The sequence below is a fragment of the Arthrobacter sp. P1_B11 genome, assembly GCF_056406715.1.
This window is the reverse complement of record NZ_JBFTZQ010000019.1, coordinates 16,613-41,827: the sequence shown is the minus strand read 5'-3', so window position 1 is coordinate 41,827 and position 25,215 is coordinate 16,613. Positions and strand designations below refer to the sequence as shown.

Annotated in this window: 26 protein-coding genes; 11 read left to right on the top strand and 15 right to left on the bottom strand. The window is 65.8% G+C overall.

Features of this window, described 5'->3' with window-relative positions:
- Positions 1-23: 23 nt before the first annotated feature.
- From AC1D14_RS15180 to AC1D14_RS15160, 5 genes are all read left to right on the top strand, one after another.
- The gene (locus tag AC1D14_RS15180; protein ID WP_476968718.1) at positions 24-1,352 is read left to right on the top strand and encodes an ABC transporter substrate-binding protein; all 1,329 of its coding nucleotides are present in this window, start codon (positions 24-26) and stop codon (positions 1,350-1,352) included.
- A gap of 82 nt (positions 1,353-1,434) precedes the next feature.
- Complete coding sequence (locus AC1D14_RS15175) at positions 1,435-2,403, top strand: carbohydrate ABC transporter permease (RefSeq protein ID WP_476968731.1); 969 nt, start codon at positions 1,435-1,437, stop codon at positions 2,401-2,403.
- Positions 2,404-2,429: 26 nt separating this feature from the next.
- On the top strand, positions 2,430-3,299 hold the full coding sequence (locus AC1D14_RS15170) for a carbohydrate ABC transporter permease (RefSeq protein ID WP_476882193.1): 870 nt from the start codon (positions 2,430-2,432) through the stop codon (positions 3,297-3,299).
- 19 nt (positions 3,300-3,318) lie between these two features.
- Positions 3,319-4,335, top strand: a complete 1,017-nt coding sequence (locus tag AC1D14_RS15165) for a LacI family DNA-binding transcriptional regulator (RefSeq protein ID WP_230118598.1) — start codon at positions 3,319-3,321, stop codon at positions 4,333-4,335.
- A gap of 282 nt (positions 4,336-4,617) precedes the next feature.
- Complete coding sequence (locus AC1D14_RS15160; protein ID WP_476876302.1) at positions 4,618-6,387, top strand: S8 family serine peptidase; 1,770 nt, start codon at positions 4,618-4,620, stop codon at positions 6,385-6,387.
- Positions 6,388-6,503: 116 nt separating this feature from the next.
- Here AC1D14_RS15160 and AC1D14_RS15155 read toward each other — a convergent pair whose 3' ends face one another.
- Together AC1D14_RS15155 and AC1D14_RS15150 are read right to left on the bottom strand one after the other, a co-directional pair.
- Positions 6,504-7,043, bottom strand: a complete 540-nt coding sequence (locus AC1D14_RS15155; protein WP_230118600.1) for a hypothetical protein — start codon at positions 7,041-7,043, stop codon at positions 6,504-6,506.
- A gap of 324 nt (positions 7,044-7,367) precedes the next feature.
- Entirely contained in the window at positions 7,368-8,204 is an 837-nt protein-coding gene (locus tag AC1D14_RS15150; RefSeq protein ID WP_230118601.1) for an alpha/beta fold hydrolase, read from the bottom strand.
- 142 nt (positions 8,205-8,346) lie between these two features.
- Between AC1D14_RS15150 and AC1D14_RS15145 the strand changes: the two genes are divergently transcribed.
- Complete coding sequence (locus tag AC1D14_RS15145) at positions 8,347-9,420, top strand: LLM class flavin-dependent oxidoreductase (protein WP_230118602.1); 1,074 nt, start codon at positions 8,347-8,349, stop codon at positions 9,418-9,420.
- Here the strand turns inward: AC1D14_RS15145 and AC1D14_RS15140 are convergent.
- Both AC1D14_RS15140 and AC1D14_RS15135 read right to left on the bottom strand, forming a co-directional pair.
- Positions 9,404-11,428 carry a DUF6541 family protein gene (locus tag AC1D14_RS15140; RefSeq protein WP_230118603.1) on the bottom strand — a complete coding sequence of 675 codons (2,025 nt, stop codon included), beginning with the start codon at positions 11,426-11,428 and terminating at the stop codon, positions 9,404-9,406. The two genes, AC1D14_RS15145 and AC1D14_RS15140, sit on opposite strands and share 17 nt — an antisense overlap.
- A 6-nt stretch (positions 11,429-11,434) precedes the next feature.
- Positions 11,435-12,640, bottom strand: coding sequence for a polysaccharide pyruvyl transferase family protein (locus tag AC1D14_RS15135; protein ID WP_230118604.1), 1,206 nt, complete (start codon positions 12,638-12,640; stop codon positions 11,435-11,437).
- Between the two features lie 164 nt (positions 12,641-12,804).
- Here AC1D14_RS15135 and AC1D14_RS15130 point away from each other — a divergent pair, with 164 nt between their 5' ends.
- Complete coding sequence (locus tag AC1D14_RS15130; protein ID WP_230118605.1) at positions 12,805-13,584, top strand: DUF4386 domain-containing protein; 780 nt, start codon at positions 12,805-12,807, stop codon at positions 13,582-13,584.
- 99 nt (positions 13,585-13,683) lie between these two features.
- On the top strand, positions 13,684-13,929 hold the full coding sequence (locus AC1D14_RS15125; RefSeq protein ID WP_230118606.1) for a hypothetical protein: 246 nt from the start codon (positions 13,684-13,686) through the stop codon (positions 13,927-13,929).
- 24 nt (positions 13,930-13,953) lie between these two features.
- Here AC1D14_RS15125 and AC1D14_RS15120 read toward each other — a convergent pair whose 3' ends face one another.
- The 3 genes from AC1D14_RS15120 to AC1D14_RS15110 form a co-directional block, all read right to left on the bottom strand.
- The gene (locus AC1D14_RS15120; protein ID WP_230118607.1) at positions 13,954-14,619 is read right to left on the bottom strand and encodes a nucleoside/nucleotide kinase family protein; all 666 of its coding nucleotides are present in this window, start codon (positions 14,617-14,619) and stop codon (positions 13,954-13,956) included.
- A gap of 62 nt (positions 14,620-14,681) precedes the next feature.
- The gene (locus AC1D14_RS15115; RefSeq protein WP_476968717.1) at positions 14,682-15,131 is read right to left on the bottom strand and encodes a sensor histidine kinase; all 450 of its coding nucleotides are present in this window, start codon (positions 15,129-15,131) and stop codon (positions 14,682-14,684) included.
- A gap of 188 nt (positions 15,132-15,319) precedes the next feature.
- A complete protein-coding gene (locus tag AC1D14_RS15110) occupies positions 15,320-15,559 on the bottom strand; it encodes a hypothetical protein (protein WP_230118609.1) in 240 nt (79 codons plus the stop codon).
- Positions 15,560-15,705: 146 nt separating this feature from the next.
- Here AC1D14_RS15110 and AC1D14_RS15105 point away from each other — a divergent pair, with 146 nt between their 5' ends.
- A complete protein-coding gene (locus tag AC1D14_RS15105) occupies positions 15,706-16,320 on the top strand; it encodes a TetR/AcrR family transcriptional regulator (protein WP_230118610.1) in 615 nt (204 codons plus the stop codon).
- Positions 16,321-16,384: 64 nt separating this feature from the next.
- On the opposite strand, the gene AC1D14_RS15100 is transcribed toward AC1D14_RS15105, so the two are convergent.
- From AC1D14_RS15100 to AC1D14_RS15090, 3 genes are all read right to left on the bottom strand, one after another.
- Complete coding sequence (locus tag AC1D14_RS15100) at positions 16,385-16,966, bottom strand: mucin-associated surface protein (protein ID WP_230118611.1); 582 nt, start codon at positions 16,964-16,966, stop codon at positions 16,385-16,387.
- Between the two features lie 93 nt (positions 16,967-17,059).
- A complete protein-coding gene (locus tag AC1D14_RS15095; RefSeq protein ID WP_230118612.1) occupies positions 17,060-17,254 on the bottom strand; it encodes a hypothetical protein in 195 nt (64 codons plus the stop codon).
- A gap of 118 nt (positions 17,255-17,372) precedes the next feature.
- The gene (locus AC1D14_RS15090) at positions 17,373-17,834 is read right to left on the bottom strand and encodes a hypothetical protein (protein ID WP_476968716.1); all 462 of its coding nucleotides are present in this window, start codon (positions 17,832-17,834) and stop codon (positions 17,373-17,375) included.
- Positions 17,835-18,295: 461 nt separating this feature from the next.
- Between AC1D14_RS15090 and AC1D14_RS15085 the strand changes: the two genes are divergently transcribed.
- Both AC1D14_RS15085 and AC1D14_RS15080 read left to right on the top strand, forming a co-directional pair.
- Positions 18,296-19,168 (top strand): NAD-dependent epimerase/dehydratase family protein, encoded by an 873-nt coding sequence (locus AC1D14_RS15085; protein WP_230121367.1) that lies wholly within the window; start codon positions 18,296-18,298, stop codon positions 19,166-19,168.
- A 37-nt stretch (positions 19,169-19,205) separates the two neighbouring features.
- On the top strand, positions 19,206-20,237 hold the full coding sequence (locus AC1D14_RS15080; RefSeq protein ID WP_476882175.1) for an aldo/keto reductase: 1,032 nt from the start codon (positions 19,206-19,208) through the stop codon (positions 20,235-20,237).
- 71 nt (positions 20,238-20,308) lie between these two features.
- Here the strand turns inward: AC1D14_RS15080 and AC1D14_RS15075 are convergent, their stop codons facing one another.
- Genes AC1D14_RS15075 through AC1D14_RS15055 form a run of 5 tightly spaced genes read right to left on the bottom strand, consistent with a single transcriptional unit; the run spans position 20,309 to position 25,213 of the window.
- Positions 20,309-21,499 (bottom strand): Gfo/Idh/MocA family protein, encoded by a 1,191-nt coding sequence (locus AC1D14_RS15075; RefSeq protein WP_476882174.1) that lies wholly within the window; start codon positions 21,497-21,499, stop codon positions 20,309-20,311.
- Positions 21,484-22,182 (bottom strand): ThuA domain-containing protein, encoded by a 699-nt coding sequence (locus AC1D14_RS15070; protein WP_476968715.1) that lies wholly within the window; start codon positions 22,180-22,182, stop codon positions 21,484-21,486. Before AC1D14_RS15070 ends, AC1D14_RS15075 begins: the two co-directional genes overlap by 16 nt.
- A gap of 11 nt (positions 22,183-22,193) precedes the next feature.
- A complete protein-coding gene (locus tag AC1D14_RS15065; protein ID WP_230121371.1) occupies positions 22,194-23,378 on the bottom strand; it encodes a Gfo/Idh/MocA family protein in 1,185 nt (394 codons plus the stop codon).
- 27 nt (positions 23,379-23,405) lie between these two features.
- A complete protein-coding gene (locus AC1D14_RS15060; RefSeq protein WP_230121372.1) occupies positions 23,406-24,311 on the bottom strand; it encodes a carbohydrate ABC transporter permease in 906 nt (301 codons plus the stop codon).
- Positions 24,311-25,213: a carbohydrate ABC transporter permease gene (locus AC1D14_RS15055; RefSeq protein ID WP_230121373.1), complete on the bottom strand. Its 903-nt coding sequence runs from the start codon at positions 25,211-25,213 to the stop codon at positions 24,311-24,313. The genes AC1D14_RS15060 and AC1D14_RS15055 overlap by 1 nt, the downstream gene beginning before the upstream one ends.
- Positions 25,214-25,215 lie beyond the last annotated feature (2 nt).

Sequence of the window (25,215 nt, the reverse complement as noted above, 5' to 3'; positions counted from 1 at the left end):
AGCTTTTCGACAAGGAGGACGAAATGCGTACGTCATTTCGTGCAGGCGCAGCAGTAGTGCTCGCCGCAGCCGCAATGCTCACCGCCGGGTGCTCCGGCGGAGCTCCGGCCAGTTCGCCCACGGCATCAGCCGCGGCAAACCCTGACCAGAAGGTGGAACTGACCTACTGGGCCTGGGCGCCGAACCTGGACAAGGTGGTCAACATCTGGAACAAGAAGAACCCCAACATCCACGTCACCGTCAACAAGCAGGACGGCGGCGACCCGGCCGTAACGAAGCTGCTCACCGCGGTCAAGGCAGGCAGCGGCGCACCGGACCTGATCCAGGCCGAGTATCAGAAGATCCCGACCCTGGTGGCCGCCGACGCTCTGGCGGACCTGTCCAAGACGCCCGCAAATGAAACCAAGAGCCACTTCCCGGAGGGGGTCTGGAATTCGGTGACCCTGGGCAGTGACGCCCTGTACTCGGTACCGCAGGACACCGGCCCCATGGTCTTCTACTACCGTGCGGACGTTTTCGAGAAGCTCGGCCTCGCCGTTCCCAAGACGTGGGACGAGTATGCTGCAACGGCCAAGGCCGTCCACGCCGCTGACCCCAAGGCTTACCTTGGCACGTTCTCCTCGAACGATGCCGGCTGGTTCACCGGCATGGCCCAGCAGGCCGGAGCCTCTTGGTGGGGCATCGACGGAGACGCCTGGAGCGTCAAGGTGAATGAAGAGCCCACCCAGAAAGTGGCAGGCTACTGGGGCGGCCTTGTCCAGGACGGCGTCATCGACAACAAGCCGATGTACACCCCCGAATGGAACACCGCACTGAACACCGGCAAGCAGGTCGGCTGGCTCAGTGCCGCCTGGGGCCCGGGCGTGCTCGCGGGCAACGCCGGTGCAACGGCCGGCAAGTGGAAGGCTGCGCCCATGCCGCAGTGGGACGCCGCCAACCCTGCCACCGGCAACTGGGGCGGGTCCTCCACCGCCGTGACCGCGCAGTCCAAGAATCTCGACGCCGCGGCGAAATTCGCCACCTGGCTGAACACGGACGCTGAGGCCGTCAAGGCCCTGGTCACCGAAACCGGAATCTACCCGGCGGACTCTGCCGGGGCAGAATCGGCCCTGACGGAGGCGCCCAAGTTCTTCAGCAACCAGCCCGACTTCTACAAGGTTGTCGGTGACGCCGCCCAGAACGTCGGCTCCTTTACCTATGGCCCGAATGTCAACGTGGCCTTCAACGCCTACAACGACCAGTTCGCCAAGGCTGCACAGTCCAAGCAGAAGAGTGCCTTCCTTGATGCCGTGAGCAACATGCAGCAGGTCACCGTGGACGACCTGAAGAAGACAGGCTTCACCGTCAAGTAATGACCTTTCGGGAGGGCGCGCCGCGTCCTCCCGGAAGCCTTTCACCACCGACTACCGATACCAAGGAAGTGCACCCGTGGCAATGACCGTAACCAGGCCCGGCCCGGCGGCGAAGACCGCACCCGCCGGAGAACCCAGGCGGGCAAGGAACTTCAGATCACGGGTGCTCGTCCCGTACGCGATGCTCGCCCCCGGCATCGTCCTTTTCCTCGTCTTCATGGCGGCACCGATCGTCTACACCCTGGTGCTGAGTTTCCAGAAGAAGAAAGTCAGCGGGCTGGGGCTGGGCAAGGGCTCCCAGAGCCAGGTCTTCGCCGGCCTCGACAACTACATCAGCTCGCTCACCGACCCCGAATTCACCGCCAGCGTGTTGCGCGTGCTGCTGTACGGTGTCATCCTCATCCCGCTGATGCTCGGATTCGCGCTGCTGTTCGCCCTGTTGCTTGACTCCCGCCGCACCCGGGCCGGCAACTTCTCCCGCACCGCGATCTTCCTGCCCTACGCCGTGCCGGCCGTCATCAGCTCCCTGCTCTGGGGCTTCCTGTACCTGCCCGGCGTCAGCCCTTTCCACTTCCTGGCCCGCCAGATGGGCCTGGAGCTCCCGTCCCTGCTGGACCCCAATCTTGTAACATTCGCCATCTGCAACATCGCCCTGTGGGGCGGGGTGGGGTTCAACATGATCGTCATGTACACCTCCCTGAAGGCGGTACCGAGCGAAATCTATGAGGCCGCCAAGCTCGACGGCTGCTCGGAAATCCAGACGGCGCTGCGGATCAAGATTCCCATCATCGCCCCCTCGCTGGTGATGACCGCCCTGTTCTCGATGATCGCCACCCTTCAGGTCTTCGCCGAACCGACCACGCTGCGCCCGCTGGCCAACAGCCTGTCCACCAGCTGGTCGCCGCTCATGCTCGTCTACCGGGACGCCTTCACCCGCAACGACGTCTTCTCTGCCGCCGCGACCAGCATCGTCATCGCCGCGGCCACCTTCCTTATTTCCTTCCTGTTCCTGCGCATCGTGCAGAAGCGGGCCTTCGGACAGGAGAACTGACCGTGAGCACCACCGCCACCCGCCCCATGGCCGTCCGCGCCCAGGCCAGCCGCGATGCCGGGACCCGGGAGAAGCCCAGCTTCCTCTCCACCGGAATCCTGATCCTGGGCGCGCTGTACTGCCTCTTCCCCGTCTTCTGGGTCCTGGCCGCCGCGAGCAAGGACGGCACGGAGCTGTTCTCCACCTTCACCCTCGCCCCCAGCACCCACCTCTGGGACAACATCGTCGAACTCACGGCATACCGCGACGGCCTGTTCTGGCGCTGGATGCTCAACACCGCCCTCTACGCAGGCATCGGCGCCGTCGTTTCCACCTGGGTCTCCGCACTCTCGGGCTACGTCCTGGCCAAGTTCGACTTCCCGGGCAAGAACGGCATCTTCAAGGTCCTGCTCATGGGAGTCCTGGTTCCAGGCGTCATCCTGGCCATCCCGCAATACCTGATGCTCGCCCAGGCCGGGCTGACCAATACCTACTGGTCCGTGCTGCTGCCCCAGATCATCAGCCCCTACGGCATCTACCTTGCCCGGATCTACGCCGCAGCGTCGGTCCCCGGCGACGTCATCGAGGCCGCCCGCACCGAGGGCGCCCGGGAAATGTACATCTTCAACCGGATCGCCACACCCATGATGCTGCCGGGCCTGGTCACCATTTTCCTGTTCCAGTTCGTCGCCATCTGGAACAACTTCATGCTGCCCTACATCATGCTCGGCGACGACCACCTGTTCCCGATCACCGTAGGCCTCAACGGCCTGCTCAACCAGGGCGCGTCGGCGCCTGCCCTCTACACGCTGGTCCTGGCCGGCGCTCTGCTCTCAATCATTCCGCTGGTCATCATGTTCCTCTTCCTGCAGCGGTACTGGCGGGTCGACCTCGCCGCCGGCGCCGTGAAGGCCTAGTCCTAGTTAGGCTTGAACCATGACTCACCCCCCGATGAAGCAGCGGCCCAAGATCGACGACGTCGCGGCCGAAGCCGGCGTGTCACGCGGCACGGTCTCGCGGGTGCTCAACGGGGGACACTGGGTCAGCCCCGCGGCCCTGGCCGCCGTCAACGCCGCCATCAAGAAGACCGGGTACCGGGTCAACCCGCACGCCAGGAACCTGGCGACGAACCGTGCCAATTCCGTGGCGTTCCTGCTCACCGAGTCCCACGACCGACTGTTCGAAGATCCGAACTTCGCCGTGCTCATGCGGGGCGCAGCCGACGCCCTCGCCGTGCACGACATCCCGCTGGTCCTCATCATGGCCGGCACGGACGATGAACAGCGCCGAGCCACCGAATTCCTCACCGCCGGGCACGTCGACGGCGTCCTCCTGGTTTCCTCGCACGGCAGCCGGAAAGGCATCATCTCCGAAATCATCGCCGCCGGCGTTCCTGCCATCGCCTGCGGGGTTCCGCTCGGATTCGAAAAGAAGATGGGCTACGTTGCCGCGGATGACTACGAAGGTGCACTGGACGTCCTGAAGCACCTGCGCTCGCGGGGGCGCAAGCGGATCGCCACGATCACAGGGCCGCAGGACACCTCGGGAGGCATCCGGCGGCTGGAGGCCTACCGGGCAGACCAGGGCGCTGACTTCGACGAAAGCCTGGTTGTCCACGGGGACTACAGCCGGGAAAGCGGGGCGAAGGGAATGCGGGATCTGCTGAACCGCGTCCCGGATCTGGACGCGGTTTTCGCGGGGAACGACCTCATGGCGCTCGGGGCCCTGGACGTGCTCAAGGAGGCCGGACTCCGGACGCCCGAAGACGTTGCAGTCGCGGGGTTCGACGACATTAATGTGTCGTCGGAAGCGGCCCCGGCGCTGACCACCGTGAGGCAGCCGTTCGAACGGATCAGCGACGAGATGGTCCGGCTCCTACTGGCCGTCATTGAGGGTCAGCGCCCGGCGGCCATCACCATCCCCACCGAACTGGTCATCCGCGAATCGACCTAGGACCGGCGGATAAGAGGCAGGGTGGCTGCAGGTCACCCGCCTCTTCTCACCCTGCATTTTCTCACCCTGCCCAGGCCGACGCGCAGGATTACGCCGGTTTTTCCCCAGCACTCCAAGTTTCGCCGAAGGTTAGAGGCAGCTCCGGCGCTTCCAGCGGCACCGGAAAATACACTGGATTTAGCCAGATTCCGTCGCCCCACCCCGCGTCCCTAGGAACCCAAAATTCGTTCTGATTCTTTCCTCCGCTCTGCCCTCGCCACGCTACTGCTGACAGCACTGTCGGTGACCACCGCAGGAGTGTCCGCGGGAACCGCGGGCACTGTGCCCGCTTCCCGGTCAGGCGGGGGAGCCGCCCGCTACCTGGTGCGCTACGCCCCCGGGACGGACGTCGCGGGGGCAGCCAAGACCCTGCGCTCGCGGAACATCGCCGTCGGACGCACATTCTCGAAGGCGCTTCGCGGCGCCGTCGTGACAGCGACGCCCGCCCAGGCCGCAGAGCTGAAGAGCTCCGCGCAGGTGGCCGCCGTCGAAATTGATGCCCCCGTGACGGCCGCCGAAACCCAGCAGCCAGCCCCGTGGGGACTGGACCGCATCGACCAGCACGCCCTGCCCCTGTCCGGTTCCTACACGTCGGCTGGTTCGGGCTCCGGCGTGAGTGCCTACGTGATCGACTCCGGCGTTCTCGCCTCCCACAGCGAGTTCGGCGGCCGCGTCGCTGCGGGATGGACGGCCGTGGCCGACGGACGCGGAACAGGTGACTGCAACGGCCACGGAACGCACGTCGCCGGCACCATCGCCGGTAAGACCTATGGTGTTGCGAAGGCCGCCACCATCATTCCCGTGCGTGTCCTGGACTGCAGCGGATCCGGTTTCAACTCCGACGTGATCGCAGGCCTCGAGTGGGTGGCCTCCCACCACCAGGCCGGGACGCCCGCCGTTGCCAATATGAGCCTCGGCAGCACCGCCAGCGCCATGGTGGACGCGGCAGTACAGGGCGTACTCAACGACGGCGTCACAGCGGTGGTTGCAGCCGGCAATTCCGCCACCGATGCCTGCAACAGCTCCCCGGCCCGGGTGCCCGACGCACTGACCGTCGCCGCAAGTGACTCGTCGGACCGGCAGGCTTCGTTTTCCAACTTCGGCAGCTGCGTTGACCTGTACGCGCCGGGCGTGGGAATCACGTCGGCAGGGATCGCCTCGGCGACGGCGACTGCCTCGATGAGCGGAACCTCCATGGCGTCGCCGCATGTGGCCGGCGCGGCCGCTGCAGTGCTGTCGCGCTCGCCGGATCTGGCTCCCGCGGCGGTGGCGGCCCGGCTGATCTCCGGCTCCACTCCCGCGGCGATCACGGGCAGCGGGGCCGGAACACCGAACCGCCTGCTGTACTCGGACCCCTCCGCCCGCATCCTCACGGTCCCAACCGTTACCGCCCGCACGCCGGGCGCCAACGGCACCGGCGTGGCCGTCAGCGGCAACGTGACGGCCACCTTCAGCACAGCCGTCCAGGGAATCGGCGGCAGTTCCTTCATGCTGAAAAGCCCCGGCGGCGCCGTCATCCCGGCGGCGGTCACCTACAGTGCCAGCACGCGCACGGCCACGCTGAACCCGGCGTCCGGCCTTGCCAATGACACGAAGTACACCGCCACTTTGCTCGGCGGAACCGCAGCCGTCCGGGACGCCGCGGGTACTCCGCTGGCCACGACCAGCTGGACCTTCACCACGGGGCCGGCGCCTGTGATCACCGGGATGAGCCCCCGTCCCGGCGCCTCCCTGGTCCGGCGGTCGAGCAATATCGCTGTGACTTTCGGCGAAGCCATCCAGGGTGCAGGCACCGGCACCATCTACGTCAAGAACTCGGTCACCGGCGCGAAGATGGCCGCGACGGTCTCCCGCTACGGAACCACCAACCAATGGATCCTGAACCCGTCCGCCACGCTGGCCGCCAGGACCAGCTACACCGTTACCGTCACGGGTGGACCGGAGGCCGTCCGCGACCTCGCCGGCAACAGCCTGACGACGTACAGCTGGAACTTCACCACCGGTTCGCTGTGAAGTAGCAGGTTCGCTTTTAGCTTGCAGGCACAAAGACAGAGGACGACGGCGGCACTTGCGTGCCGCCGTCGTCCTCCCAGTCGCTAAACAGTCAGTGGGAAAGCCCTCGCGGACTGTTACCTACGCCCGTTGTCGACACGGATGTAAGCCGTGGGGCTCGTGTCACGGTCGGACCCCCAAGAATCGCGCTTCTTGTCGTTGTTCTTGAACTGGATCTTCACTTCATGGAACACCTTGACGAACTTGTCGCCGCGGTCAGCACGAACCTTCTCCACGTTGTAGACATGTTCGTCGCTGTCTTTGCCGACCCAGACCCAGCCCTTGTCGGACCCGATGCGATGGTCTCGCCCGTTTTCCTTGAACATTTTTTGCTCGAAGTAAACCCGGGTTCCCTTGTCGCAGTGGATCTTGAACGCGAACTTGACATCAACGGACTTGCTGTCCTTCTTGTCCCTGTTGTTGTTCCTTCCGTGGTCCGCAGTCGGCCTGTAGGCCGTGACGCTACAGTTGTCCCCGTTCGAATGGCGGGGCGCTGCTGCCGTCGCCGTGCTGGCAAAGGCAACGGGGCCGGCAAGCAGTCCCAAGGAAACTGTCGTAATCATTGCGAACCGGGCCGAGAAGGAATGGCGGCTTCGGATCGTCGGAGTTGTAGTCATTTCTACTCCTGCATTGATATGCAAAATTTTTTTGTGGACGGGCAGCACCGGCAGATCCCGTTGCGTTGGCAGGCTGAGTCAGCCGTTTGTGTCCCGTTATTAAAAAGGGCTCCCGTAAGCTACGGGAGACCAGGGGCCGGATTCATTTTCAAGGCTTTGTCCTTGGATCCGGTACTTCATTATCTTACGCCCGACTCTCGGTTTGAGCGCTTCTTTCCACCGATTTTGGTTGCGGGCGATCCTGGAGGCAAATGCGAACGGCCGACGACGGCCTAGGCGTCGTCGGCCGTTATGCGCTCTTATCTGCCTGCCGGCCTTATAGAGCTACCTGCCAAGGAAGCCGAGCAGGGCTTCGTTGACCTCGGCTGCGTGCGTCCAGAGCAGGCCGTGCGGGGCGCCGTCGATCTCCACGTATTCCGCGTCCGGCAGGGCCTTCCTGAACTCCCGGCCGGTGGCGTCGATCGGCAGGATGTTGTCCGCTGTGCCGTGAACGATCAGCGAGGGGACATCGATTTTGGGGATGTCGGCGCGGAAGTCGGTGATCCACGTGGGCACGGCCGCCAGGGAGGCAAAGGCTCCCGCACTTGAGGCCGTGTTCCAGCTGGCATTCACGGACTCCTGGCTAAGGCGGGGTGTTCCCAGGAAGGTCCCGCTGTTGTAGAAGTTCTTGAAGAATTCCGTGAAGAAGGCGTAACGGTCCGCCTTGACCGCCTCGGCGAGGCCGTCAAACACGGACTGCGGGACGCCGGTGGGGTTGTCGTCGGACTGGAGGAGGTACGGCTCCAGGGAACCGAAGAAGGCGGCCTTCGCTACCCGTGCCGAACCGAACATTGACAGGTAGCGGGCCACTTCGCCGGTGCCCATAGAGAATCCGACCAGCACGGCGTCGTTGAGGTCCAGGGTGTTGAGGAGGGTATCCAGGTCGGCAGCGAAGGTGTCGTAGTCGTAGCCGGTCGTGGGCTTGCTTGACTTGCCGAAGCCGCGCCGGTCGTAGGTGATGACCCGGTATCCCGCATCAAGCAGGGCCGCCGTCTGCTTCTCCCAGGACGAGCCGTCCAGAGGGTAGCCGTGGATGAGAACCACCGCCTGGCCGGTGCCGTGGTCCTCGTAGTAGAGCTCGACGTCGGTGCTGTTTTCCTGTCCAACGGTGATGTAAGCCATGTCAGCAGTCCTCTCGGTCTGGTGAGAACGGTCGTCCTCTACCGGTGGTACCAACCTATCCGGATCGAACGCCCGGCGGGAAAGCCGTCCAAGGGCGCCTTCCGGCAGGAATGGCAGCGGACGCGAAAGCGTTGCAGAGGTCATGAAACGTATCGGCTTCCTGTCCTTCGGCCACTGGGGCCCGGTCCAGGGTTCGCACACGCGGACAGCGCGTGATGCCCTGCTGCAGGGGATCGACCTGGCTGTCGCGGCCGAGGAACTCGGCATCGACGGCGCCTTCTTTAGAGTGCATCATTTCGCCCGCCAGCAGGCCTCCCCGTTCCCACTGCTCGCGGCCATTGCGGCCAGGACCAGCCGGATCGAACTGGGCACCGCAGTGGTGGACATGCGCTACGAGAACCCTTTGTACATGGCAGAGGAAGCGGCCGCCACGGACCTCATCAGCGGCGGCCGGCTGCAGCTGGGCATCAGCAGGGGTTCACCCGAGCCGGCGAAGAACGGTGCTGCGGCGTTCGGCTATCTCCCGCGCGACGGGGAGACCGATGCGGACATGGCCCGCCGGCACGCGGAGGAATTCCGCAGGGCTGTGGCCGGTGCCGGTGTGGTGGAAGCGGATCCCCGGTACGCCGGAGGGGCCACCGGCCTGCTGCCTATCCAGCCGCGCTCGGAGGGGCTGGGAGAGCGGATCTGGTGGGGTGCCGGAACCCGCAAGACCGCCGTCTGGGCCGCTCAACTCGGCATGAACCTGATGAGCTCCACCCTGCTCACGGAGGACACCGGCGTGCCCTTTGACGAACTCCAGGCCGAACAGATTGCATTATTCCGGGAGGCGTGGGCGGCAGCCGGTCACAGCCGCGAACCGCGAGTTTCTGTGAGCCGGAGCGTGCTGCCCCTCGCCGATGACGAGGATCGTCAATACTTCGGGCTCAGTGCCCTGCGCGAGAGCCGGGACCAGGTGGGCGCCCTCGACGGCGCCCTGGCCCGCTTCGGCAAGAGCTATATCGGCGAGCCTGACGTCATTGCCGGGCAGTTGGCCGCGGACGCCGCCGTGCAGGCGGCCGACACCCTCCTGCTCACTGTTCCGAACCAGCTGGGCGTCGAGTACAACGCCAAGATGCTGGGGACGATCGCCAGGCACGTCGCGCCGGCGCTTGGCTGGCAGCCGAAATCCTCAGGCGGGGTATCTGCCGGAAACCTGCCTACCGGCAGGCCGTGATCCGGTACAGCGCCCGGCCGCCGTCCGCAGCGACCTGCTCGAAGCCCTGATCCGTGGAGACGTTGTAGAAGCCGGGCCAACTTTTCAGGCTGGCGCTCCCGTGCGAGCCGCCCGCAATGTCCTGGTAGAAGTGCGTCGCCCCCACCTTGAGCAGGGCGGCGCAGACTGACTTGTAAGTGTGCAGGCGGTTGAAGCCGGTGCGAAGCAGCTCTTTGGCTGCGCTCGAAGCCGTCGCAGCGCCCAGCTGGGTGTAGACGACGTGCCTTCCCGTGAGCGCATAGAAATACGTTTCGCCGTTGAAGGGATCCCCGATCACCACGGCATCCGCGGGAAGCAGGGCTCCGGCACGCTGGATGAACGCCTGTTCGCCGCTGGACAGGACGCCATTGCCTGGCTTGGCGGAGACGGCGTAGTTCTGCGCAGCCACAGCGACCCGGTCAACCGACCGGTAAGCCGCCGAACTGAAATAGATCGCGCCGGTGATGACCATGACACAGCCGGTGAAAAGAGCCGCCGGCACCTTCCACCGCCCGGATACGGCGGCGTCGGGCCACCTGGCGGACACGGCCCGGATGACGGTCCCGGTGATGACGACGATGGTCAGCGCGGCCAGAATGCTCCCGGCCATGGCGATGAACGGAGCGATCCTTTGCGTGTCCTTATACCAAAAGCCGGTCAGCCACCTGAGGCCGTTCTCGGGTCCGGCCGCCAGCACGTAAAGCACCACGAACGCCAACCACGAGACGGCAAGCGGACGCGCTTCCCGAACGAAGACGGCAATGATCGCGCCGACGATGGCCAGCAGGCCCACCACGAGGTTGAAGTCATCCGGGGACGGGGTACGGAGGGCGGGAAACTGCGGAAGATCGAACAGCGCAAGATTAACGGAATCAGGAATCACTGCCCGGACCGCCCGGCGATACGCCATGACGCCCGCCAGCAGTTTGAAGCCGGCCAAGGCCGAATATAACAGCACCGCAGCGAGGACCGCCCCGGCAGTGGCGGCCCCGGTGATCCAGGGCCGGCGGCGGAGTCCCCGCAGGAAAAGCGGGAGGAGGCCAGCCGCCACAAACGGAAGAACAGCAACTGCCAGGGCAAAGATGGTGCTCGGATGGGCGGCAACGCAACCGCCCAGGGCCGCCGCGCAGACGACGCCCAGAAGTATATTTTGTCCGCGCGTGGTCACGCCGCGCTCTCCGGAGGTCAGCCGCCGCAGCAGCAGTATGGCCACCGCCGCGGTGGCAGGAACCAGGGCAGTGGCGAGGCCGTTGGGCCACTGCCCGCTGCGCAGCAGCTGGGCGAACGGGAAGCTGATGAAGGAGGCACCCAGCAGCGGCGTCAGCGCCCAGACTGCAGGATGCCGCGGCACGACCGCCGATGCCAGAAAAGCCAGGCCGATCGGCCAGATGATGCCGCCGATGACGACGGAGGACAGATTTGCCGCTGCGGTCACGTCAGGGAAAAGGGCCACCGCGCTGTGCCAGCCGGAGGGGTAATAGGTCGGCCTGCCGGCTCCGAAGATGGGGGCAATGCCCCACGGCGTTGCATTGCCCGATTCCTGGATCCATCGAAGGGCATTCAGGTGGAAGATCGGGTCCCACCCCTGCGACGCTGTCCCCGGGTTTCCGATGCCGCGCAGCAGCGCCCGGCAGGTCAGGACCGAGCCGACGGCCAGGCCGGCACCCACGCCGACCTTCGTGGATGCAGGGAGGGCGGGCGGCACCAGCGGTGTGCGGAATGCATAGCGCCTGCCGATGAGCCAGGGGAGCAGGACCAGCGGAACAGCCAGTCCGACGGCGGTTGCCGGGTTCCACGGGAGGTGCAAGGCCGCCGCCGCGAAGGTTCCCGCCATGTAGAGCAGCAAGGTGACGGCCGGGCCCAGCGCGACGGCGGCAGGCCATCCCGTCCTTAGCGGGAGGAGCGCAAGGGTTCCCGGGAGGAAAAACGCGGCCAGGAGGAGCAGGGTAGTCAGGGCCGGGCGTGCCAGCTCGGGTAGCCAGTCGAGCATGTCCGGTCAGTTTGCTCCGTGCCGGATCTTGTTCCTCCGGGACGTGCCCAGAGTGATTCCAAAGAGCTTGGCGGCATTGGCGGAACGTGAGCCTGGCTGGTCTTCCGCCCGGGGGTAGACCTTCGCGGCTTCTGCGTGCTTCTGCGACACGAGCGCCGCCACGCCGGCCTGCAGGGATCCGCGGTGCGGCGGCATCCCGGGCTCGTCAGCACCCATCGCGAGGGACCACCCGCTTCCCAGCGCGGCCACCGACTCGTGTTTGACGTCGTAGTAGCCCTCTTTCATGCCGACGGCGATGCCGCGCGCGCCGGCGGCGGCAGCGAGGAGATGGAAATGGAAGCGGCTCGTGATCCAGGTCTGGCTGTCCGAGAGCGGAAGGCCGTGGGTCCAGATGTGTGAGAACGGCAGGAACCGCTCCTCGGGGATGAGATCGGCCATAAGCTCGTAGGCCGCGCGGTCGCCACCGGGAATGGCTTCGATGTAGAAGGCCTTGCGGCCCTCGCCGGCGGCCTCTTCCACGGCAGTGCGCGCCAACGCGACGGCTGTCTCGAACCGCTCCGGATCGGCGGTGTCGCTTTGAATACACACGTAGAGCGCAGCCTCTCCCCGGGCGCGGGCGACTTCCCCGGCCACCCCGAGGAACGCGTCATCCAACCCGCGGTCGACTCGGTAGGCCGCTGCCCCGGCTTCATCCCTCGCCGTGACATGGCTGAATCCTTGGAACAGGGGCATCTCGGCAGGCGCGGAGGTCACCAGCGGCATGAGTCCCTGGCCGGTCGCGACGAGTCGTGCACCCGTCAGGTCGCGGACGGCGCGCATGGCGACGACGAGTCCCGCATGGTGCGACCAGTTCTCGTTGATGTAGCCCCCGCCCATGAGGTGGAGCGATTCGGCTTCCCGCAACTTGAGGAGGCCAAGATCGTAGGACGGGGAGCCGAGCCCGGTGACACGGGCTCTGATGGTGTCCGCCGAGGTCTCGATGGGAACGTCGGCGTTTTCGTGAACCAGCCGCCAGAGCGTGTTCGTTACGCGCAGCCGCGGATGCAGCCCGTCGAAGAGGACCTGCGCGAGGCCTGGCTGTGGGCAATCCAGCCAAACCTCGGCGTCGGGCCGCTCGACCGCCAAATACCTGAGCCAGGCGGCGGCAATGAATTCGTCGCCAAAGTTGGGATTGCCCGAGGGGCCGATCAGATAAATGAGACCCGACTGCATGGTGAAGACTATAGCGTTCCTGACCGGCCAAGGCCTGACTCCTTACGGACAGAGTACGAGGATGACGCCGGCGGACGGCGCCGGATCTACAGGGCATGGTCTGTTGCGACCGACAGGCGTAACCTACTGGCAAAGCAGGGATCCTCCGGTTGGGGGTGAGTTCCATGGAAAAGAATGACGACGACGGCGCCGCCCCCCGCGGGCGCGCTCTTCCGGCGGAAGGTCCGGGAGCAGCCGGTCGGACTGAACCTGCAGCATCCTTCCGGCTGGCCGCAAGCCTGCTGTTTGCCGGCGTCGTGCTCTCCCTGGCGGCCGGCATCCTTCATCCGGAGGGTGCCAGCGCGAATGACCACGTAGCCGCCTTCACGGAGTATGCGGCCAGCGACCTGTGGATCGGCGTCCATCTGGGCCAGTTCGCGGGCATGGCGGTCCTCATAGCCGGGCTGTTTGTCCTGGGAACCACACTCGACGACGTGCCGGGCCATGCGCCCTGGACGGCGCGCCTCGGAACACTGGCGGCGGCTGCAGCGCTTGCCCTCTACGGCGGGCTCCAGGCGGTGGACGGCGTGGCGCTCAAGCATTCGGTGGATGCCTGGATCGCGGCGGAGGGGCCGGAGAAGGCCCTGCGGTTCGCCGCGGCTGAGGACATTCGGTGGCTCGAGTGGGGAATGCGAAGCTACCAGAGCTTTGTGCTGGGCGCCGCCCTCGTGCTCCTCGGCTTCGCAGTGCGGACGGCGCGGCGGATTCCCAGGGCGGTGGGCTACCTCATGGCCTTGTCCGGCGTGGCCTACGTTGTCCAGGGCGGGGTCATTGGCGCAGAAGGATTTTCCAGCAGCAACACCGTGCCGACTTTGGCGGGGATCGTGCTGATCGTGGTCTGGACTGCCTGGCTTCTCGTCAGCTCCCTCCGAAGAACCCAGGGCACCGGACCTGGGCGCACATAGACTGGTTCCGCTGCACTGCCGCCAAGGGCACGCGGCGTTTCTTGAAGCGCGGGCCTTGAGGCGGCGCATGATCGGCAGTTCCGAGTGAAAGGCAGTTCCATGAGCGACCCCAACAACCCGACGCACGAATCCGCGGGCCTTGAAGGCCCCGGCGACCCGGACGCCGTCGATCCCCGGCAGCCCCACCCTGAGGCGGGCAAAGCGGGGAACATCCGTGAAGAGCAGCTGACCCAGGCGGCCGGTACCGTGCCGGCGAGCTACGTGGGAAGCGGCGCCCCGGACGCTGAGCACAAACCGGAAGAAGCTGCGGACGAGTCGGGCATGTGGGACTCGGAGGAAAAGTAGGCCGGGACTGTCCCGCCCACGCGGTCAGAACCAGGGAATAACGCGGTCGGCGCGGTGCCGGGTGGCTTCAATGAGCCGAGCGTTGGCTTCGTCGGATCCGCCGGCCCAGGCCTCAGCCGCGGCGCGGTCCATGCCGAAGAGGATGTGCCGCTCCACGAGCCGCGAAAGGCGCAGATCCGGGGGAGTGTCGATGAACCACACCTCGTCCAGCTGGGACCGGACGTGGCGCCACTGCGGCTCGTCGGACAGCAGGTAGTTGCCCTCGGTGATGATGAGCGGCACGCGCGCGGGAACCGCGATGGACGCGGCGACGGGTTCATCGATCGAGCGCCGGAAGTCCGGTGCGTAGACAACGTCTTCGTCCCGCCGCGCCAGCCGCTGCAGCAGCGAGAAGTAGCCGCCGACGTCGAAGGTGTCCGGAGCGCCCTTGCGCTCCTTCAAGGGCGTACCGTCGATGACGGCGTTCCCCAGGTGGAACCCGTCCATGGGAACCACGAGCGCCAATCCGGGCCCCATGGTTTCCGCGAGGCGGGCGGAGAACGTGGATTTTCCGGAGCCGGGGGCACCGGCCACCCCGAGCAGGGTCCGCGTTCCATTGGACAGCCGGAGGCGCAGTTCGGCCACGGCCTGCCGGATTTCCGGGGAGTCGAAGGCCCGGAGCGCGGGCGGCTGGGCGTTGCGCGTTGTCATGGAAAGAATCCTAGGCGAGGTCCGGCGCGGACGTGAGCGGGTCCGGCGCTTCAGCCGGCGGATCAGTCCAGGGGAATCGTCACGGTCACTGCCGTGCCCAATCCTGGTTCCGAGTCGACGGCTACTGTCCCGCCGGCTTCCTGCACCGCCGCGTGCACGGTCCGGTGCCCCGCCGACCGGGGACCCGATCCGCAGCCGTTGTCCGCAACAGTAAGCCGGATACCGTGGAACACGGCGGCGAGCCTTACCGTCACGTCGGTGGCATGCGAGTGCCGGAACGTGTGGCTCAGGGCTTCCTGCGCAGACTGGTACAGCAGGATGGCGCAGCTTGCCGAGATCTCCACGCCGTGATGGGGCGTCTCCCAGTGGACGCAGGTGCCTTGGCGGCGCAGCGGTGCCGTTAGCCGGTCGATGCAGCCGGCGAGCCCGAGCCTGTGGAAGTCCACGGGTTCAGGATCCGTGATAACTCCCCCGACCTCGGTGACTTCTTCGAGAGTTGCTGCGTTGTTCATGGTGCCCGCGCTTCCTTGCGGCTCTTAATGCGTTCCCCGAGGGAGCCGTTCCCAACAGGCTGATGGATCAAGGGTGGCGCGGGCGGATCAGGCTTAGCGCGGGATTTCCTCAGGATCGGATCAGCTTTTCACCGGGTCAATATTTACCGGGCAAATGTCGGCTGGTCCAATGTTCGCCGGGAGGCTTACTACTGGGCCAGGGTCCAGGGCTGGAGCGCCTGCCGCGGGTACGTGACAGCGTCAGCGGCGTCAAGGACTTCCAGTGCTGTCATGTGGGCCGCGGCCGCGACGTCCCGGATGGGCTTGCCGTGCGTCACCGCTGCCGCCACGGCTGTTTGCAGGGTCACCGCTGCAGGCTCGTGCTCTGCACTCTCGGATTCCAGCGTGGCAGCGGCTTCTTCCACGGCCCGGATGTCGTCATCGTCCATCAGTGCGCTCCTCTTCTCTGCTTCATTGCAGTACCGCCGGCGGCGCCCTCAGGGGTACGTTGCCCCGAAGACGTCACTTCATCCTGATAGAAACAATAGGACAGACAAGTCTGTCTCGGCCAGTCCCAAGGTAGAGTATTTCTCTAATGAACACACCTGATACCACGGAGGGCACCTTGCTGCCCCAAGGTGTTCGTGCTGCGCAGAACGAACCCCTGCACCGGATACTCTCCACTGCCTACGAGCTGTTTTCCCGCCGTGGCATCCGCGACGTCGGCATCAACGAGCTGATTGAGCGTTCCGGCGTGGCCAAATCCACGTTTTACCGGCATTTCCCGTCCAAAGATGCACTGGTTCTTGCCTTCCTGGCCCTCCGAGATCAGGTATGGACCGTGGATCTCATTGTCGCCGAAGCCCGGAGCCGCGGGAACAGCCCCGAGGAACGGCTGCTCGCCATCTTTGACGTGTTCGGCGACTGGTTCCAGCGCGATGATTTCGAGGCCTGCACTTTCATCAACGTCCTCCTTGAGATGGGCCCCGAGCATCCGCTGGGGGAAGCCAGCATCGGCTACCTCGCCCGGATCCGCGGCCACCTCCAGGCGCTTGCGGAGGAAGCGGGCCTGCGCGACACCGAGGAGTTCGCCCGCTCCTGGCACATTCTGATGAAGGGCTCCATCATTTCGGCCACCGAGGGTGACTTCCTGGCGTCCAAACGCGCCCAGCAGATGGCTGGCTGGCTGATCGCCCACCACCGGAGCTGACGCCAGGGCAAGGCTGGCGCCGGCAGGCAGCGCCTCGGCCCACGGGTATCGTACGCCGGGAGAGTCAGCCACCCTTCTTGCCTTTGCCCTTGTTGGAGCCCTTGGCCCGGTTGTCGGTGGCGGGCTGCGTGGTCACGGCCGGTTGGGGAGTCAGGGCGGCGGGAGCCTGGTGGGCGGCGGCGTTTTGGGCGGTGGCGTTTTGGGCCGCGGCCGCCTCTGCGGCGGCTTCCGCTGCCGCTTTGGCGGCGGCGGCCTTATCTGCGGCCGCTTTGGACGCAGCCGCTTTCTTTGCTGCAGCCGTGCTGGCGGCGGCTTTGGCCGTAACCGCCGCCCGGAGGTCAGCCCGGACGGCGTCGATGGCTTTCATGATGCTTTGGTGCCGCTTGAAGGACACGTCACCATTTGCCGCAGCCCGGGTCAGGTGCTCGGCCAGCTCATCGAGGATCCGGAGCCCGGTGGAAGGATCCTCGTTCGCAGCCGCCGTGCTGACGGCCAGGACCTGGGCCTGCAGTTCCGTGCCGGTCTTGGAGTCCAGGTCCGGGGCGGCTGGAGCGCAGCCGGCCAGGGCGGCAACCGCGAGACCGGCGGCAAGAAGTCGCGTGCCAACGCGCAGCCGACCAACCTTGCTGCCCAGCGAATCCATCATGGTTTCCCTACGTTGCCGACCGGTACCCGCCGCTGGGGCATTCTGCCCCAGCCCGCGGGGCCGCCGGAAATGGCAGCCGAATAAATCATAAGCCTACTTATCTTCAATAGGGGATGCGGTATGAGGCCATGAGTGCCGCGAACTCTCGAGGAGGTGGCGCAGGAGGGCCTGTTCCGGGCAGCCGGGGTGTGCAGCCAGATGGCGCACCAGCCGGAGCCTGACGGCGGATTGGGGATCCGTGGCCGAAATGATGTCCAGGATGAGATCGATGACCTGCTGTCGCATCACCGTCCGATCCCGACGGCCGTCCGGGCTGCCCCACGGTGTGCGTGGGCGGGCAGGTGCTTCGAGTTGGCGGAGTCGGGGTCCCGAGGCTTGCGATTCGCGCTCCAGCGGATCCGGGAGATTAGCCGTCATCACGGCCTCCGTGGTGATCGCCGCCGCGCCGGGCAGGCCTGTCATCGCTTCCGCCGCCGCGCCGGGCAGCCCCGTCATCGCCGCCGCGCCTGAGCCCGCCCTTGTCGTCTGGGATGCTGGTCCCGCTGGCCGGGGGGACCGCCGACCCGACTACAGCAGCCAGAGCGGGCTCGGCCGGCACGACGAAAGCGACCAAAGCGGTATTGCTGCCGGCGGTACCCGGTTTACGGCCCGGGGGCGGCGCTGCGCGGGTGGGCTTGGGTAAAGCCGTAACCGGCATCGCCGTGGAGCCAGCGGGTATGTCCGCGTTTGCCGCCGGGCCCATGGCGGTCACGTTGGGCACCACAATGCCGGGCCTTTGGATCTGGGTCGGTTCGGCCAGGGCTTCGCTCCAGACATTGAATCCGGCAATGGCTATCAGGGGAAGGCTTAGGAGTAACAGCTTCTTCATCGGAGCGCCCCTTTCAGCGGCTTCACTGCCTGACTCCCGCCACTATCCGCCGGTTCTCCTGTGAAAATCTCGGCACGCCATCCCCCCTATGGGGTCATGAAGGGGGGAACTGGGGGGTCAGGGGTATTGGTGGACCCCCGCATGGGGGAGTTTCTGGGATTCCATCAAGAAATTCCCGGGTTTTCATAAGGAAGGCCAGCAGGAAAACACACACCTGCCGGGGCCTGGGGGTCCCAAGGTTTTAGCCCTCGTAGTGTGTCTTAGCGGACCTGCCCGAGCTGCAGATCCCGGGTGGCTCCGGTTTTCCTAGGACTCACAGGGCCTGCCAGAAGGGCTGCGCGGGGGCACCCGCGCACCTAGGCTGGGTAGGAAGGTGACCGGCGGGACTCCGCCATGACAGTCCACACCCGGACCGGCCGTCAGACCGGGCCGGCCTGCAAACCAAGCCAGAGGAGACCACCATGAGAATTGCTGTAACAGGGGGAAGCGGAAAGCTGGGGCGCAGCGTGGTCCGCCGGCTCACAGAGGACGGGCACTCCGTCCTGAACCTGGACCGGGCGGGAGAGAGGAGCGCCGCGCATGCGGTCGTGGACCTGCGCAACTATGGCCAGGTACTGGACGTGGTCCTGGGCCTGGACGACCGCCACCGGGGGTTTGACGCAATCGTCCACCTCGGGGCGATCCCGGCGCCCGGGCTCGTGCCGGACGCCGCCACCTTCGAGAACAACATGCTGTCCACCTACAACGTGTTCCAGGCGGCCCGCAGGGCCGGCATCAAGAAGGTCGTGTACGCCTCCAGCGAGACGGTGCTGGGACTGCCGTTCGACGTCGACCCTCCCTACATCCCGGTGGATGAGGAATACCCGGCGAGGCCGGAAAGTACCTACTCGCTGGTGAAGCACCTGGAGGAGCAGATGGCGATCGAGATGACGCGGTGGGACCCGGAGCTCAGCATCACCGGGCTGCGGTTCTCCAACGTCATGGACCCCGAGGACTACGAGGAGTTCCCGTCCTTTGACGCTGACGCGACGCTGCGCAAATGGAACCTCTGGGGCTACATTGACGGACGCGACGGCGCCCAGGCGGTGGCGCGCGCCCTCGAGAGCGGGAAGCCCGGCTTTGAGGCGTTCATCATCGCCAACGAGGACACCGTCATGAGCCGCTCCAGCGCGAGCCTGGCCGCCGAGGTGTTCCCCAACGTCAAGGTAACCAGGGAGCTGGGCGAGCACGAGACCATGCTCTCCATCGACAAGGCCAGACGGCTCCTGGGTTTCGCCCCCGAGCACACGTGGCGGACCTACCACTCCAACCGCACCACCCCCACCGAAGACTGACCACCGAGAACTGACCACCGAGGACTGAGGAGAACCCATGCAATACCGCACCCTGGGCAACAGCGGGGCCGTCGTGTCCAACTACGCGCTGGGCACCATGACCTTCGGCGCCGAGGCCACGGAGGAAGCGTCCCACGCCATCCTGGATGACTACGCGGCAGCCGGCGGCAACTTCATCGATACGGCGGACGTGTACAGCTCCGGCGTGTCTGAGGAGATCATCGGACGCTGGCTCGCGAAACGGCCGGAAGCCAAGGACCAGGTTGTCCTTGCCACGAAGGGCCGGTTCCCCATGGGGAAGGGCCCCAACGACCTGGGCACCTCCCGGCGCCATCTCACCAAGTCCCTGGATGATTCGCTCCGGCGCCTCGGCGTGGAGCAGATCGATCTCTACCAGATGCACGCCTGGGACCCCATCACGCCGCTGGAGGAGACACTGCGGTTCCTCAACGATGCCGTCAGCAGCGGGAAGATCGCGTACTACGGGTTTTCCAACTTTCTGGGATGGCAGCTGACCAAGGCCGTCCACCTTGCGAAGGCGCACGGCTGGAGCGCTCCCGTGACTCTCCAGCCGCAGTACAGCCTGCTCGTGCGGGAGATCGAGTCGGAGATTGTGCCCGCCTCGATGGACGCGGGCATCGGGCTCCTGCCCTGGTCACCCCTTGGCGGCGGCTGGTTGTCCGGCAAGTACAAGCGGGACCAGCCGCCGGCCGGAGCCACCCGTCTGGGCGAGAACCCCACGCGCGGCATGGAAGCCTGGCAGGCCAGGAACGACGACGAACGCACCTGGGAGGTCATCGGAACCGTCGAGAAGATCGCCGCGGATCACGGCGTCAGTGCCTCACAGGTGGCCCTCGCGTGGCTCGCGGACCGTCCTGCGGTCACGTCCGTGATCCTCGGGGCCCGCACTACCGAACAACTGGCGGACAACCTGGCGGCGGCAGATCTTGAGCTGACCTCTGCGGAAACCGAGAGGCTGACGGAAGCCAGCCAGCCGCGCGTCGGGGTTTATCCGTACGGGCTGATGGCGCAGGAGCAGCGCAGCAGGAAGATTGCCGGCGGCCGCTAGGCAAATCCACAATCGCCCCGGTGGCTGAATGCCACCGGGGCGTTCTTGCGCGACCCTCTGAACTGACGATCCTATGACCTGACGGGTTGCGCGTCGTCCTGCCGGATCTCCTCGCCGGGCAGTGATTCCTCAGCCGGTTCCTCCGCCTCAGCCGGTTCCTCAGCCGCGGCCGGCCGGTTGAGGTCGGTCAAGGGCACCGGATCCGGCCTCACCGCCGTGCTCTGAATGGGGACGGCGGCTCCGCTGTGCGCTGATACGAGCATGGCTTCCATGATCTCGAGCGCGTGGAAGGCCAGGACCCCGCCGGCGCGCGGCTCGCGTCCCGCAGGCGTGCCGGCGAGGTCCGCTATGCCGAAGCCGCGGCCCGCATCGAGGTAGCCGGCGGACACCGGCAGCGTCTCCCAGGCGTCGGAGCCGAGCAGGAACAGCTGCACATCGCCGTCGAAATGGTTCGGATCCGGAACCACCAATGATCCTTGCTCGCCGTGGACCTCGATGTTGGGGGACTTGGACTGCACAGCGTCAAAGCTCATCACCAGCGTGGACAGCGCGCCCGAGGCATGAACCAGAATTCCGGTGACGTGGGAATCGGTGTTCACGGGGACCATTTCGCCCATCCGCGGTCCTGACCCGATGGTGCGCGCGGGCCGGGTGTGGCTTGCGGCGCCAATCACGGACACCACCGGCCCCAGCAAGGTGACGAGGGCACTGACGTAGTACGGACCCATGTCCAGCAGGGGTCCGCCGCCGGGCTGGTAGTAGAAGTCGGGGTTGGGGTGCCAGCGCTCATGGCCTGGAGTCACCATGGTGGCGGTGGCCGAGACCGGTGCCCCGATGAGGCCGTCGTCGATGGCTTTTCTGGCGGTCTGGATGCCGGTGCCCAGGACCGTGTCGGGTGCACACCCGATGCTCACCCCCGCCTTGACGGCCGCCTCAAGCACCTGCCGGGCTTCCGCCACGTTCGCTGCCAGCGGCTTTTCTCCGTAGACGCTCTTGCCTGCTGCGATGGCCCTCAGCGCGATGTCCGCATGGGCTGCCGGAATGGTCAGGTTCAGGACAAGGTCAACGTCCTGGGCAGCCAGCAGTTCGTCGACGCTGACCGCCCGTACGCCGCCGTAGCTGTCCGCCACGGCCCGGGCCCTCGCGGGATCGAGGTCCGCCACCGCCACCAGTTCGACGCCGTCCAGCCTGCGGAAACTGGCGAGATACTGGGCGATGATTGCGCCACAGCCGATGATTCCTACTTTTAGCGACTTGCCCACAGCAGGCCCCTTTCAATGATCGTGCGGACGTTGGTGTCCTGAAGGATTTCCACCCGGTGCCCCGGCGTGGCGACGAAGATGCGGCCTTCTCCCCACTGCCGGGTCCAGATCGCAGGGGAGGTCACTTCGCGGTGCCAGGGGTCCCATTCGCGGACCTTCTGGGTGGTGGTGGCGAGGACGTCGATGTAGTCGTCCGAGAGCACCCAGTACTGCTCGGTGACGAGGTCGAAGTCACCCAGGCCCTGGGTGATGGGGTGCTGGGCAGCGGCGGGAAGCATCCGGACGGTGTAGGGCACGTAGTTGTCCGACTGTTCCCCGGTGAGTTCGTCCGGGTGCTTTCCCGGATGGCAGGCGAATTGGCCGCCGATCAGGTGCAGGTAGTCGGAGTTGTTGCGGTACGAATCCGCGATGCCGCCATGCCAGCCGGCCAGGCCGGTGCCGTTTTCGACTGCGGCGCGCAGGCCGGCGAATTCTTCCTTTTCGATGGTGGTCATTGTCATGCACTGCATGATCAGGTCGACTCCGGACATGTACGCGCTGTCCGCATAGATTTTCGGGGACTCCTCCACGCGGACGTCGTACCCGTTGACTTTGAGGAACGGGATGAAGAGTTCCGTGGCTTCGAACGGCTGGTGGCCGTCCCAGCCGCCGCGGACCACCAGGGCTGTCTTGGTTTCTGTCATGGGATGCTTCCTTAGTTTTTAACGTTGTGCCAGCGGCTGGAGTCGGCGGCGCTTGCCTCGACGGCAGCCAGGACCTGCTGCACCTGCAGTGCATCGGCGAAGGACGGTTCCGGCTGTCGGCCTGTTGCTATCGCGGTCACGAGATCCACCACCTGGTGCGTAAACCCGTGCTCGTAGCCCAGTCCGTGGCCGGTGGGCCACCAGTTGGCCGCGTACGGATGCTCCGGCTCGGTGACGAAGATCCGCCGGAAGCCGGCGTCGGGCGATTCGGTGGCGTCGTAGTACGAGAGCACATTCATCTCCTCGAAATCGAAAGCCAGTGATCCCCGGCTTCCGTTGACTTCCAGACGCATGGCGTTCTTCCGTCCCAAGGCGTAACGGGTGGCTTCGAAGCTCCCCAGCGGACCGCCGTCGAACCGTGCAGTGAACAGTGCGGCGTCATCCACGGTGACGGTTCCGCGGGGCGTGTCCGCGCCGGCGTCGCCGTGTCCGCCGAGTCCCACGAGATTGCCGGCGAGTGGCCTTTCCGGCACGAAGGTCTCCGTCAGGGCCGACACGCCGCTGATTCGTTGGCCCGTGATCCATTGTGCGGCGTCGATGCTGTGCGCACCGATGTCGCCCAGCGAGCCGGACCCTGACTTGGACTTGTCCAGCCGCCAGGTCATGGGGGCGTTTTCATCGCTGAGCCAGTCCTGCAGATACTGGGCCCGGACGTGCCTGAGGGTGCCGAGCCGCCCTTCGTCCACGAACCTCCTGGCGAGGGCAAGGGCGGGCGTCCTGCGGTAGCTGAAGCCGCACATCGAGAAGACGCCGCGGTCGGCCGCGGCTTGCGCCGCGTCCGTCATCCTTTCCGCGTCGGCCACGGAGTTGGCCAAAGGCTTCTCACACAACACGTGCTTGCCTGCTTCGAGGGCGGCGAGCGCTATCTCCGTATGAGTGTCCCCAGGCGTGCAGATGTCAATCAGGTCGATGTCGTCGCGTTCTATCAGGCGGCGCCAGTCCGTTTCGGTCGAGGCCCAGCCGAGCTTGGCGGCGGCTCCGTTCAGCGCTTCCGGGTTACGGCCGGCGACGGCGGTCAGTTCGGGTTGAAGCGGCAGGTCGAAAAACCTGGGCGCGGTCCGCCAGGCGTGGGAGTGGGCTGCACCCATGAAGGCGTAACCCACCATGCCGACGCGCAGCGTCTGTGCGGCTGTCATTGAGGTCCTTTCGTAAGGCCCGGCATGCTATTTGCTGAATCCGGCGGTCAGTCCGCTCAGCAGCTGCCGGCGGGCGACGACGTAAATCACCAGGAGGGGCAGGGTCGCCAGAACCACTGAGGCGAGAATGGCGGGGATGTTCACGCTGAACTCACCCTGGAACGCCCACAGCGAGAGCGGCAGCACCCTCGTGGACGGGCTTTGCGTCAGGATCAGCGGAAAGAGGAAGCCGTTCCAGACGTGCAGGGCGTTGTAGATGCCGACGGTGATGACGGCGGGCTTGGTCATGGGAAGTGCCAGCCGCCACAGCATGGCCCAGTCGGAGCAGCCGTCCAGGCGCATGGACTCGAACAGCTCGTTGGGCACATCCCGCATGAAGTTGGACAGGATGAGGACGGAGACCGGAATGGCAAAAGCCACGGACGGCAGGATCAGCGCCAGCAGGGTGTCGTACAGGTGCGCCCTGGTGATCATCCAGTAGATGGGGATGATGGTGGCATGGAGCGGGATGGCGAGACCCAGGAGGAACAGGTTGTTCGTCCAGTTCAGGAACCGGCTCTTGCCCCGGACGATTGCGTAGGCGGCCATGAAGGACACCACCAGGGCGGGGAGCACCGTTCCAACGGTGACAATGACGCTGTTGGTGAAGTACCTGACGAAGTTGTTGTCCAGCACCAGCTTGTAATTGTCCAGAGTGGGCTCCGCCGCCGGGAGCATCGGATTGGACGTGAAGAATCCCGCCTGGTTCTTAAGGCTGGTAATCACCACGTAGTAGATCGGGACGATGATAATCGCGAGCCAGAGCCAGCCGCCCGCGCCGCCCAGAAGGTTTGGACGCCGGCGTCCCAGCCCCTTCGTGCGGGAAGCCGGCGCTGCGGCGGGCGGGCCGGTGACGGTCGCCGGAGGGACAGGGAGCTGAGTCGTGGAGGCCATCAGGCACCTTCCAGTTGGCTTGCGTTGCGGTTCTTGCCGCCGAGGCGCTGCAGGAGGAGGGCAAGTCCAAGACCTATGACGATGAGGATGACGCCGAGGGCGCTGGCGGCTCCCATGTCATTGGCCTTGAATCCCGTCAGGTACATGTGCAGCGGCAGCAGCCGCGTACTGTAGCCGGGTCCGCCGCCGGTGAGCACAAAGATGAGGTCGAAGTAGGCCAGGCTGCCCACCACCATGAGCGTGGAGGACGTGATCATGGTGTACTTCAGCTGCGGCAGGGTGATGTTCCAGAACTGCCGGAACCGGCCCGCCCCGTCAATCTCCGCCGCTTCGTAGAGTGAAGCCGGGATCTGGCGCACGCCGCCCTGGTAGATCAGGGTGTGGAACGGGACGAATTGCCAGGCGATGACGAAGACCACGACGAACAGCACCAGATCGGAATTGCCCAGCCAGTCCTGGGTCAGCAGGGGCAAATGGAAACCGGGCCCCAGGCCGAAGTTGGGGTCGAGCAGCGCTTTGAAGGCAATCGCAACGGCAGCCGAGGAGAGAAGCAATGGCAGGAAGTAGAGGACGGCCAGGGCCGCCCGGTATTTCTGCCCGCCGGCGGTGAAGACGCCGAGCAGCAGGCTCACGGGCGCCTGGACAATGAATGAGAAGAACATGATCTTTGCTGTTACGAGAAGGGCGTTGCCGGTCACCGGATCCGTGAGGACTGTGGCCCAGCTGGACAGCCCGTCCAGCTTGATCTCCCGGAGACCGTCCCAGCTCGTGAAGCTGAGGAACACCACACCGAGGAGCGGAATCACGGCGAACAGCAGGAAGAAGACGAGGGCCGGCGCCGCCAGCCACCCCGAAGGGCCCGCGTCGCGGACCCTCCGGGCAGGAGAACTAAGGGAAGTCATGG